General features: G+C 68.0%; 5 protein-coding genes and 1 tRNA gene. 5 read left to right on the top strand and 1 reads right to left on the bottom strand.

Translation table 11 applies throughout. The annotated features are described in order from the left end of the window. Window positions 1–25 precede the first annotated feature (25 nt). From DES44_RS07715 to DES44_RS07700, 4 genes are all read left to right on the top strand, one after another. Window positions 26–116 (top strand) — tRNA-Ser (locus tag DES44_RS07715). A gap of 144 nt (window positions 117–260) precedes the next feature. After that, window positions 261–791, top strand: coding sequence for a superoxide dismutase family protein (sodC, locus tag DES44_RS07710; RefSeq protein WP_058935497.1), 531 nt, complete (start codon window positions 261–263; stop codon window positions 789–791). Window positions 792–931: 140 nt separating this feature from the next. Further along, window positions 932–1,141 carry a hypothetical protein gene (locus DES44_RS07705; protein WP_116001369.1) on the top strand — a complete coding sequence of 70 codons (210 nt, stop codon included), beginning with the start codon at window positions 932–934 and terminating at the stop codon, window positions 1,139–1,141. Window positions 1,142–1,152: 11 nt separating this feature from the next. Continuing rightward, the gene (locus DES44_RS07700; RefSeq protein WP_058935499.1) at window positions 1,153–9,963 is read left to right on the top strand and encodes a GH36-type glycosyl hydrolase domain-containing protein; all 8,811 of its coding nucleotides are present in this window, start codon (window positions 1,153–1,155) and stop codon (window positions 9,961–9,963) included. Window positions 9,964–10,063: 100 nt separating this feature from the next. Here DES44_RS07700 and DES44_RS07695 read toward each other — a convergent pair whose 3' ends face one another. Beyond that, entirely contained in the window at window positions 10,064–10,465 is a 402-nt protein-coding gene (locus tag DES44_RS07695) for a hypothetical protein (RefSeq protein ID WP_058935500.1), read from the bottom strand. 224 nt (window positions 10,466–10,689) lie between these two features. Between DES44_RS07695 and DES44_RS07690 the strand changes: the two genes are divergently transcribed. Beyond that, a complete protein-coding gene (locus DES44_RS07690) occupies window positions 10,690–12,411 on the top strand; it encodes a phospholipase D-like domain-containing protein (protein ID WP_198164787.1) in 1,722 nt (573 codons plus the stop codon). The last annotated feature ends 19 nt before the right edge of the window (window positions 12,412–12,430 follow it).

Below are 12,430 nucleotides of genomic sequence, written 5' to 3'. Positions count from 1 at the left end.
AAACTGCGCTATGATGGCGGGCTTCGGAGAGGTGGATGAGCGGTTTAAGTCGCACGCCTGGAAAGCGTGTGTGGGTTAATAGCCCACCGCGGGTTCGAATCCCGCCCTCTCCGCCAAAGACATGAGCAACCCCGGACGACGAAAGTGGTCCGGGGTTTTTCTTTGGCTTCAAGGACAATTGAACAGGCGTTCCTCCGGGGAATGCTCAGGCACAGAGACTGCCCTCCCCCCGCATCCTGTTCGACTCCAAGGAGACTCGCATGAAGACTCGCCACTGGCTGGCCACGTCCCTGCTCGCCCTGTGTCCCCTCGTGGGCGCTTTTGCGGCGGAAACCACCGTCACGCTCAAGATCGCCACGCCGCAAGGCGACGGCGAATCGGTCGGCACCGTCCGCATCGTCGAGACCCGCTACGGTCTGGTGTTCTATCCGCAACTCACCAATCTGCCGGCCGGCCTGCATGGTTTCCACGTCCATGCGAATCCTTCCTGCGCACCCGGCATGAAAGACGGCAATCCTGTCCCGGCGGATGGCGCCGGCGGTCACATGGACCCGGACAAAAGCGGCCGCCACGGCGAACCCTGGGGCGAAGGCCATCTCGGCGACCTGCCGGCCCTGTATGTGGACCCGCAAGGCAACGCCACCAACCCGGTCCTGGCCCCGCGCCTGATGCGCCTGCTGGATGTGCGCAAACACGCCCTGATGGTCCATGCCGGCGGCGACAACCATGCCGATCACCCGGCCCCGCTGGGCGGTGGCGGCCCCCGCATCGCCTGCGGCGTCATCGAATAAAAACGGCATACACCGGCCCTTTTGGGGCCACTGCCCTCACCGTGATGTGTACAGCCCCTTCGGGGGCTTTTTCTTTGTCTCACTGGGCACGCTGCTTGCCATTGAAACGCGCAGTTTCAAACTTGAACAAAGGACACATCATGAGCCACCCTGCCGCCTCCGTCACCTTGCCGGTCAACGACCAGGCCAAGGCGCTGCAGCGTCACCTGATGCAGTGTGCGAAGGCTCGAGGCCGTTGGTTTGGCGTCTCCGTCTGGGCGGAGCGCTTGCACGGAATGATCCTGCCTCGCCTGGCCACCACGGCCGCTGTGGGCGGACTCACGCTGGCTGCGGTGGCCCATTGGCTGTGAGAGCAGAAGAGGTGTCGGCGTCGGATCGGGCGCCAACGCCCACAACCCCGGAGATCAAAGAAGAACTGGCCCTGCTGGACCCCGCCCTCGGTGCACTGGAACCTCCGGTGCGCTCGGTGCTGTTCGGCGCGGCGCGATTCGAGCAGCACGGTCGCAGCCTGGCACGCGCACAGGCGGTGCAGGGCACGGCCGGCGCCAGCCAGTTCTTTCCGCGTCTGGACGACAACCTGGCCATGCTGCAGCAGGCCCGGTCCATCATCGAAAAACGCTCGCGGGACTACCGTCATCTCGGTGCGGCCGGGAAATGGCTGCTGGACAATGCCACGCTGATCGACGAGCAGACCGACCAGGTCCGCCGCGGCCTGCCGCGCGGCTTCTTCCGCCTGCTGCCGCGCCTGCGCGACGAGCCGCTGGCCGGCCTGCCCCGCATCTACGGCATCACCTGGGCCTGGGTGGCCCACACCGACGGCGGCTTCGACATCGAGCTGCTCACCCGCTATCTCAAGGCCTACCAGGAAGAGCGTCCGCTGTCGCTGGCGGAGCTGTGGGCGCTGCCCACCACCTTGCGGGTGGTGCTGGTGGAAAACCTGCGCCGCCTGGCCGAACGCTTCGCGACCCTGCAGGCCGCGCGCGACGTCGTGCATCACTGGTACGACGGCAATCCCGCCAAGACCGGCCTGGAAGCCGTCACCGACCTCGAACCCCGCATGCGCGAACGCGGCGTGCTGGAAGCCTTCTGGTTGCAGCTGGATCATCGCCTGGAAGAGTTGCCCACCGCGCTTGGCGGTGAGCTGCGTGCGTGGCTGAGCACCCGGCTGCCCTCTGCCTCGCAGGCACTGGCCCGCCAGCAGGACGAATCCATCCGCGACCTGCAGAGCATTCGCAACGCCATCACCGCATTGCGCCGCATCGACCAGACCGACTGGCGCCGCCTCGTGCAAGCCGTCAGCCCGGTGATGCAGACCCTGGCGGAATCGCCGGTCTACGCCGCAGAAGCCACTGAAACGCAGGACCTGACCCTGCACGAAATCGAGCAGCTCGCCCGCAAGTCCGGGCGCAGCGAACTGGACGTTGCGAAGGAGCTGCTGACGCTCACCCGCACCGCCAGCACCTCCATCGATGCCGACCGCCGCAGTGCGCCGATCTACTGGTGGCGCGGCGCCGGCCGTCCGCAGTTGATGGCGGTGCTGGGCATCCGCGCCCGCCTGGGCTGGCCGGTGGATCCCGCGCAGCGGGAACGCTGGGCCGCCGCGGCCTATCTCACCGGCTTGATGGTGCTCAGCGCGCTGGTGCTGTTCTGGCTGGTCGGCCGCATGCGGCCGGACCTGGACCTCGGCTGGCAGATCCTGGTGGCCGTGCTCGCGGCCGGGCCGATCAGCGAAGCCGTCGTGGCCCTGACCAACCGCTGGATCAGTGAACTGGCCCGTCCGGTGCGCCTGCCGCGGCTGGACTTCTCGGAGGGCATCCCCGCCGGCGAAGGCACCCTGGTGGTGATGCCGGTGATGTTCCCCAGCCCGGCGTCGGCGGCGCCGCTATGCGCGCAGCTGGAGCAGCACTACCTGGCCAACCGCGAACCCCATGCGCGATTCGCCCTGCTGAGTGACTTTGCCGACGCGGTGTCGGAACACCGCGACAACGACGATGCCATCGTCTCGGCGGCGGTGCAGGCCGTCAACGCCTTGAACGCGCGCCATGGCCCGCTGCCGGACGGTCGCCTGCGGTTCCTGCTGCTGCACCGTCCGCGCACCTGGTCCCGCACCGAGGGCAAGTGGATCGGCTGGGAGCGCAAGCGCGGCAAGCTGGAGCAGTTGCTGCAAGGGCTCAATACGCCGGAAGCCGCCTCGCCCTTCCTGGACCTGGGACCGATGTCGGTCACAGGCGGCAACGTGCGCCATCTCGTCACCCTGGACAGCGACACCGACATGCCCCCGGGCCGCCTGCGCGCGCTCGTGGGCACGGCCGCCCATCCGATGAACCGGCCGCGCCTGTCCACGCACGGGCTGCGCATCATCGAGGGCTACGCCATCCTCCAGCCCCGCGTGCTGGCGCCGATGCCGGAAGACCACCAGGGCACGCCCTACCACCGTCTCTTCGGCGGACAGTTCGGCATCGATCCCTACAGCGCCGTCAGCTCGGAAATCTTCCAGGATCTGTTCGGGGAAGGCAGCTTCACCGGCAAGGGCCTGATCGACGTGCAGGCCGCCCATGCGGTGCTGACGGGCCGCCTGCCCGAAGGCCAGGTGCTCAGCCACGACCTGCTGGAAGGCAGCATCGCGCGCTGCGCAGGGGTCTCCGACATCACCGTCGTGGAAGACTCGCCCATGCATGCAGACGCGGCCCATGCGCGACTGCACCGATGGACCCGCGGGGATTGGCAACTGCTGCCTTTCCTCTTCAACTTCCGCCGCTATCGCCTGGGGGGCATCAACCGCTGGAAGCTGCTGGACAACCTGCGCCGCTCGCTGGTGGCGCCGCTGTCGCTTGCGCTGGTCGTGGTGGTGCTGGTGACGGGGGCCCTGCCGCTGGGCCTCACGCTGGCCCTGGTCGCCGCCGCCTTCAGCATCGGCCCGATGGTCGGTGCACTGGCGGGCCTGGTGCCCAGCCGCGAAGGCCTCGCGCTTCGCCACTTCTATCGCGAGACCGGCGCCGACCTCGGTCGCGCCGTGGCGCTGGCGGCCTGGCACATGGCCCTGCTGCTGCACCTGGGCCTGCTGTACCTGGACGCCATCGGACGGGCGCTGTGGCGCCAGACGGTCAGCCGCCGCCATCTGCTGGAATGGACCACGGCGGCCGCCGCGCAGGCCGCCGCCAAGCATGAACTGCCGGCGCTGTTTGCCCAGCATCTGCGCGTGCCGGTCTCGGCCGCTGTGCTGGGGGCGCTGATGATCTGCGCCCACCTGCTGGGCGCGCCGGTGAACGGCACGGCCTCGGTGACGCTGCTGCTGATCTGGGGCCTGTCGCCGATGTGGATCTGGTGGGCAAGCCGCCCTCGGCCGGCCATCCAGGACGCGGAGCCGATGCTGGACCCGCAAGGCCGCGACTACCTCTGGCAACTGGCCCGCGACACCTGGCGCTTCTACGACCGCCATGTCGGCCCGCAGGACCATCACCTGCCGCCGGACAACGTGCAGCTCACGCCGCACCTGCTGGTGGCGCACCGCACCTCCCCGACCAACATCGGCATCTACCTGCTGACCGTGGCCTGCGCCCGCGAGCTGGGCTTCATTGGCCTGGTGAGCATGACCAAACGCCTGGGCGCCACCCTGGACACGCTGGACCGCCTGGACCGCTGGCAAGGGCATTTCTACAACTGGTACGACACCCAGACGCTGGCGGTGCTGCCGCCGGGCTATGTGTCGGCGGTGGACAGCGGCAATTGCTCCGGTCACTTGCTGGCCGTGGCCCGGGCCTGCGAAATGCTGATCGACACGCCGTCCGAGTCGATCGCCCGCAATACGCGCCAGGCCCTCAAGCAGACGCTGCACCGGCTGCGCATCCACCAGCCGCCGCTCGCGTCGGGGGGGCTGATGCCAGCCAGCACGGCGCTGGTGGAAGCGCTGTCCGCGCTGGACGTGCTGGACGCCAACGTCGAAGAACAGCAGGCCCTGCTGGCCGCGAAGGTGCAAGCGGCGCGCGCCGAAGTTGGCGAAGCCTCGCCGGCCGGACTGGATGCTGACGGCAAGCCGCTGGCCGTGCCGGATGACCTGCCCCCGCCCGCCGACCAGACGGTCGCCCCCACCGGTCCGGACACGCCGCTGCACTGGCTGGTGCGGGATCTCGTGGCGCAGCTGGAGTCCTACTGGCAAGACCAGGGCGGCGCGCTGGCCCAGGCGAGAGCGCAGCTTCGCGCGCTGGCCGACCGTGCCCGCCGCTTCGCGCTGGAAGCGGACTATCGCCCGCTGTTCGATCCGGAACGTCGCCTGCTTCGCATCGGCTGGCGCGCCGACGCCCAGCAACTGGACGACAACCACTACGACCTGCTGGCCAGCGAGGCCCGCCTCACCAGCCTGGTGGCCATCGCCAAGGGCGACCTGCCGCCGGAGCATTGGCGCTCCCTGGGCCGCCCCTTCTTTGCGCGCAACACGCCGGATGCCTCGCTGGGGCTGAAGTCCTGGTCGGGTTCGATGTTCGAGTACCTCATGCCTTCGCTGGTACTGCGCGAACCGGCCGCCAGTGCGCTGGGCCGGGCCATCCGCACGGCAGTGGCCGAACAGCAGTCCGAAGCCCTGGGACGTCAGACGCCATGGGGCATCTCCGAATCCGCCATTGCCGGCCAGGACCACACCCTGGCCTACCAGTACGGACCGCAGGGCATCCAGACCCTGGCGCTGGCGCGCCTGTCCAACGAGGAACGGGTGCTGGCGCCTTATGCGGCCATCATGGCCAGCGTGGTGGCGCCGTCCACCGTCGTGCGCAACCTGCAGGCTTTCGAGCGTCTGGGGGCCCGTGGCAGTTTCGGCTTCATCGAATCGGTCGACTACACGCCGCAGCGCCAGACCGCCGGCACGCCTTTCACCCTGGTGCAGACCTACATGGCCCACCACCAGGCCATGGGCTTTGTCGCGCTGACCAATGTGCTGGCCGACGAGGCCCCGCGCCGCTGGCTGATGAGCGACCCGCACATCAAGGCCGTTGCCACGCTGCTGCATGAGCGCGCGCCGCGCGAGGTGACGCCGCTGGCCGTGCCGCCGCCGGAAGTGCTGCCGCGCCGCCGTGAGCTGCGCAAGGCCCGCATGGTGCGCGAGACCGAGCCACTGGGTGACGTCCTGCCGCTGACTCACATGCTGACCAACGGCCGCTACGCCGTGGTGCTGCGCAGCCATGGCGGCGGCTACAGCAGCTGGCAAGGCACGGGCGTGAGCCGCTGGCGCGACGACCTGCTGCGCGACCAACACGGCCAGTTCCTCTTCCTGCGCCGCGAGGGCGAGAGTGAATGGTTCAGCGCCGCCGCCCGCCCTGCCCCAGACCCACGCGCCAGCTATCACTGCCGCATGCAGGCCGAGCGTGTGCTGTTCGAAGCCCGCTGGCCGGACCTGCGCAGTTGCACCACGGTCTGGGTCAGTCCGGAGGACGACTGCGAGCTGCGTCAGGTGGAGCTGTGCAACACCGGCCATGAGCCGATCCAGCTGGAGCTGGCGTCCTGCTTCGAAGCCACGCTGGCGCCGGAGCGCTCGGACGAGGCCCATCCGGCCTTCTCCAACCTGTTCATCCAGGCACGGTGGGTGGAAGGGGAACATGCGCTGCACCTGCGCCGCCGTCCGCGCCTGTTTGATGAAGCGGCCACCCGCGCCGTGTTCTTCATGGTCCCGGAAGAGAACCCCGCGAGCCTGCCCGGCCATCCCCTGCGTGCCACCGCGCCCACTGGCCCGCAGGCCCGCATCCGCGAAGTGACGCCCATCGCCGACCGTGCCCGCTGGCTGGGCCGCTACGGCAGCACCACCCGTCCGGCGGGCGATGCGGGCGTGACCGTGGTGGACAACGAAGCGGATGTCGCGTCCGCCGGCGAACCGGGGCGACTGCTGGACACCGGCCTGGACCCGCTGGCCGGCATCCGCCTGCAGGTGGATCTGCCACCCGGCACGACACTGCGCATGACCTTCTGCACGGCGGCCTCCCGCGACCTGGACCAGCTGTCCGCCTTGGTGGACAAGTACCGCCAGGCCGCGCACCTGGAACGCAGCGCCGCGATGTCGCACACCATGGGCGGCATCCGTCTGCGCGAGCTGCAGTTCGACACCGCCACCTGGGGCTCGCTGCTGCAGCTCAACACGCTGATCACCGGCCAGGCGGCCCGTGAGCCGCTGCATGCCCGCGAATCGCTGGGCCGCTGCGACCGTCGCCTGCTGTGGCGCTTCGGCATCTCCGGCGACCGGCCGCTGATTGCGGTGCAGATCAGCGGCGAAGAAGGCCTGGACCTGCTCCGCGCGCTGAAAAAAGCGCTGCGCATGTGGAGCTCCCATGCCGTCGGCGTGGACCTGGTGGTGCTGAACGAAGAGCCCGCGTCCTACCTCGCGCCGGTGCAGCAGGCGCTGGCGGCCTTGCAGGCGCGGCTGGACAGCCAGCATCAGGGCCGTCCGGCGAATCTGCGTTCCGCCATGCATGTGCTGCGCGAGAACGACCTCAGCACGGACGAGCGATTCACCCTGAATTCGCTCACCCGCATCCGTCTGCAGGCCGATGGACGGAGCCTGGCCCAGCAGGTGGATCGCTGGCTGGAGGACCTGCGCCCGGCCGACGCTGCCGCCCGCCTGGTGGTGCCGCAGACACTGCCGATCAAGCCCGATCCCGCCCTGCCCCCGCGCACACCGGACGGCCAGTTCGATCCGGAGCACGGCGGCTTCCGCTTCGACGTGTCCGCCTCGCGCCATCCGTCGCGGCCCTGGGTCAACGTGTTGGCCAATCCGGACTTAGGCTGCCAGGTGACGGACGTCGCCGCCGGCTACACCTGGGCGGGCAACAGCCGCATGCACCAGGTCACGCCCTGGTCCAACGACCCCCTGCTGGACCCGCCCGGCGAATGGCTGCTGCTGCACGACCTGGACCATCAGCGCGTCTGGTGCCTGGGCCGTCATGTGCTGGACCAGGCGCCGCTGCGCGTGGAGCACGGCATCGGCTACAGCCGCATCCATCAGCAGCTGGACGATCTGGAGATCCGGCTGTGCTGGTGCGTGGATCGCGATGCGCCGGTGAAGCAGCTGCAGGTGGAGATCCGCAGCACCGCGGCGGAGCGCCGTCATCTGCGATTGGTGGCCATGGCCGAATGGCAGATGGGCAGCGCGCGCAGCGAGCGCCTGTCCGTCACCACCCGAAACGACTGGCTGACGGTCGGGCCTCTGGGCGCCGGCCTGCCGCAGCCGGACCGTGCCCTGTCGCTGTGCGCGACGCAGCTCGATGAAACCGGCGGATTCGGCCAGTCGACCGCCGCGCTCAGCCTGCGCCCGCGGCAGCCCTCGGATGAAGGCGTCCCGCCCGAAGCCACCGCCCGCATGCGGTTGGACACGCAGGACTGGACCTGCGACCGACGGGAATTCTTCGATGCGTCCGGACGCCTGGTCGTCCCCACGGCCCTGGGCAGACGCTGCGGCGGGGGCCTCGATGCCTGCGCGGGCATTGCCGCGCGGCTGGAGGTGGATCCGGGTCAGACCGGCACGTTCAGCGTGCTGCTGGGCCATGCGGCCTCGCCGCAGGCGGCGCACGAGCTCATGGAAGCCGCCTGGCAGGTCGACCCGGCCCAGCGTCTGGCGACCCAGCGCCGGCAGTGGCCCGAGCTGCTCGGCGGCCGCCAGGTGCGCACGCCGGATCCGCGCTTCGATGCGTTGACCAACTTCTGGTTGCCCTACCAGACGCTGGTGTGCCGCATGTGGGCGCGGGCCGGCTTCTACCAGGCCGGTGGGGCCTTCGGCTACCGCGACCAGTTGCAGGATGCGATGGCGCTGACCGATGTGGCGCCGCAGCTGCTGGCCCATCAGCTCCGCCGCAGCGCTGCCCGTCAGTTTCCGGAAGGCGACGTGCAGCACTGGTGGCATGAGCCCGGTGGCGCGGGCGTGCGCACGCATTTCTCGGACGACAGGCTGTGGCTGCCGTATGGCCTGGCGCATTACGCCGCCCGTACCGGGGATCTGGCGTTGATGGACGAGCAGGTGCCCTTCCTGATCGGTCAGCAGGTGCCCGAAGGCGCAGAAGACATCTACGAAACGCCGCGCACCGACGGACCGATGGCAACGCTTTATGAGCATGCTGCCCGGGCGATCGACCGGAGCCTGGAAAGCGGCCAGCATGGCCTGCCGCTGTTCGGGACCGGCGACTGGAACGACGGCATGAACCGCGTGGGCCATGAGGGCCGCGGTGAATCGGTGTGGATGGCCTGGTTCCTGTGTCAGGTGATCGAGGACTTCGCACCGCTGGCGATCGCCCGGGGCGACAACGAACGTGCGCAGCGCTGGACGACGGCCCGGGACGGCTGGGTGCGGGCATTGGACGGCCCCGGCTGGGACGGCCAGTGGTACCGGCGCGGCTTCTTCGACGATGGGTCGCCGCTAGGGTCTGCGGCCAATCCGGAGTGCAAGATCGACCTGATCGCGCAGAGCTGGGCCGTGCTGACGCAGGCGGCCGATCCGGCGCATGCGGTGCAGGCCATGGCCAGCGCCCGCACGCACTTGTTGGACCCGGTGGCGCGGCTGGCGCGACTGCTGCATCCGCCGCTGGCGGTGGCCGAGCCGAGCGCGGGCTACATCCAGTCCTATGCGCCGGGCGTGCGGGAGAACGGCGGGCAGTACAACCACGCCGCCGTTTGGGCGCTGATGGCGTTGGCCCAACTGGGGCAACGGGAGACGATGTGGCAGGTCTACACCGGCCTGAGCCCTGCCCACCGCTGGGCAGACCCGCGAATCGGGCCGACCTACGCGATCGAGCCCTATGTGATGGCGGGGGACATCTACTCCCATGCGCCCTGGGTGGGCCGCGGCGGTTGGAGCTGGTACAGCGGCTCCGCCGGCTGGCTGCTGCGCGCGTCGCTGGAGTCCATCTGCGGCGTGGTGGTGGAACAGGGCCGCCTGCGCGTGAGGGCCTGCCTGCCGGTGCATTGGGACTGGGCCGAGGTGCGACTGCGGCATGACGGCCGTTGGCACCGCGTGATCGTCTGCGCGCATGACACGGCGGCGCGCGCGGTGATGACGCAGGAGCCCGGAGCGGTGCGGGTGCAGAGCGCCGATCTGATCGACCTGAACGGCCTGGCCAGCGATGCACCGCTGGTCGTCGTCAGTCAGGTGGAGCGGGTGGCGATGCCGGAGGATGTGGCGACGGATGCGAAGGCGGCGCCTTGAGCGTCATCGTTAGGATGCAGGGCGGGACGTGCGTGGGATGGAATCCACCTGCCCCGCCCTGTGCTGGATTGGAGGATGTCGCCAGCCGTCCGGCGCCTCCTCAACGCCACTTTCCCTGTGCTTGTTGGAGTCTGGGGACGCCGAGGCTTTGGGCTCGCTGAATGGCTATCTGGATTTCCTCGCCGAGAGCGCATAGGTCCACAACCACCTGGCCGATCTCATGCTCTTGGTGACCGAAGAAGATGCGTTCCACATCATCGTCTAAGCGATGGTCTGCATCCGAAGCATCGGCCACCCTCGGTTCTTCCGTCATCCGGCCCAAACCGAAGCGAATGATCGAGCTCGTATCTTGGAAGTAATACCTGCTCACGCCATCCTTGGGTGACCCGAAGATGTCCATGCCCACGTAAACCATTGGCTCTACGCTTGGCATGGTTTCGTCGACATCTGCATACGCGATTCTGAAATACGTCACCCCGACTTCAAGGGAGTTGGCATTCATCAGCACCTCATTTTCTGAAGAGTCACCAGAGTGGACCCACAAACATCCATGGTCCATGGCGCGTTTCTGGCAGCACTCATACGCGCGCAATGGTAAGCCCCCGGACCATCTCCCCAGGATGCATGACGGACACCTCATAGGAAGGGCGAATCCCCCGTCTTGCGTCTTGTAGACGACACACGGCCGGCCTATAACCCTGCGGACAGACCGCGGGGAGGCGCATCTTGGCTACGACCGACTTCAAAGTCTCAGGCAGCAACAACAAGGCTCCGTTCACGCTGACCCTGCACCGCGGCGAAGGCATGACGCTGCTGGCCATGAACTGGCGCAAAGGCGAGCCGCCGGCCGACCTGGTGGGGTTTGCCATCGAGTACCGCGTACCCGGCGGGGACCGGTTCTTCCCGGTGAAGAACCGCCTGGCCTTCCGAGGAGTGGACGGCAAGCTCAATCCGAATGCGTTGTCGACACGGCTGTCGCCCATCCAGAAGTTCCGCTGGGTCCATTTCCCGCGCGACGGTGGCAACACGGGAACCACCCTGCCCTTCACCTACCGCGTCATGCCGGTCTTCATGGACACAGGCGGCAGCCTCAGCTACGGAGAGGTGCAGGAAGCCGATATTCATCTGCAGCGCGAAACGGTGCCGGGGCAGCTCAACGTGAGTTTCACCCGAGGCTTTGTGTCGTCGCAGGCGTTTGTGGACCGGTATCAGAAGTTCGGGCCGGTCTCGGAGATCCTGCCGGCCAACGCGGCGGAGGGACTGGACTTCAAGCCCACCCATCCAAAAGCCGATGAAGCCCTGAGCTGGATGGGTTTCGAGGCGCGCGCCGCCATTCTGGACGTGCTGGACCAGGCGATCGCGGACCCCAAGGCGGAGGTGAAGGTCATCGCCTACGACCTCAACCTGCCCGAGGTGGTGGGCCGACTCGAAAAGCTCGGCCCGCGCCTGCAGATCATCATCGACGACAGCGGTGATCACGGAGAGGATGGGTCTGCGGAGAACGCCGCGGCGGCTCGTCTGGCCAAGACGGCGGGTGCGGATCACGTGCAGCGTCAGCATGTGCTGAACCTGCAGCACAACAAGATGATCGTCGTCGCCGGGAAGAAGGCGAAGCTCGTGTCCTGCGGGTCCACCAATTTCAGCTGGCGGGGCTTCTATGTGCAAGCCAACAATGCCGTCATCCTGAAGGGCGATACGCCAGTGAAGGTCTTTGGCGATGCCTTTGACCAGTATTGGCTTCAACCTGCCAATCAGTTCGGCCAGTCGGCCTCGGCCGCGAACTGGACGGCGCTGGCGCTGGGCGACATCAAGCCGCAGGTGACGTTTTCACCGCATGCCAAGGCCAATGCACGCCTGCAGGGCATTGCCGACGACATGGCCACCACCCAGTCGAGCCTGCTGTATTCGCTGGCGTTTCTCTATCAGACCAGCGGGCCGGTGCGGGACGCCATCAAGACGCTGATGGCCAAGGACGTGTTCATCTATGGCATGTCCGACCGCAAGGTGGGCGGCTTGGAACTGGACATTCCAGGCGGCAACCGCAGGCCGGTGTTTCCCGACGCGCTGGGAAAAGACGCGCCCCCGCCCTTCTCGGCCGAGCCCACCGGCGGTGGCGGCATCCGCATGCATCACAAGTTTGTGGTCATCGACTTCGACAAGCCGACGGCACGGGTGTATTTGGGCTCGTACAACTTCTCCGGGCCGGCGGATTTGCAGAATGGGGAGAACCTGCTGATGATCAAGGATCGGCGCGTGGCGACCGCCTACATGGTGGAGGCGCTTCGGCTGTTCGACCACTACCGCTTCCGTATTGCGCAGGACGATGCGGCCACGGCGCAGAGAGAACTGGTGCTGCAGACGCCGCCCCGGACCCGGCATGAGAAGCCGTGGTGGTTTGATGACTATCACGATCCGATCAAGATCAAGGATCGGTTGCTGTTTGCATAGGCGCGCTCATCGCCAGCCT

The sequence above is a fragment of the Roseateles depolymerans genome (assembly GCF_003387155.1).
GTDB lineage: Bacteria > Pseudomonadota > Gammaproteobacteria > Burkholderiales > Burkholderiaceae_C > Roseateles > Roseateles depolymerans.
This window is presented reverse-complemented; position numbering and strand designations above follow the sequence as displayed.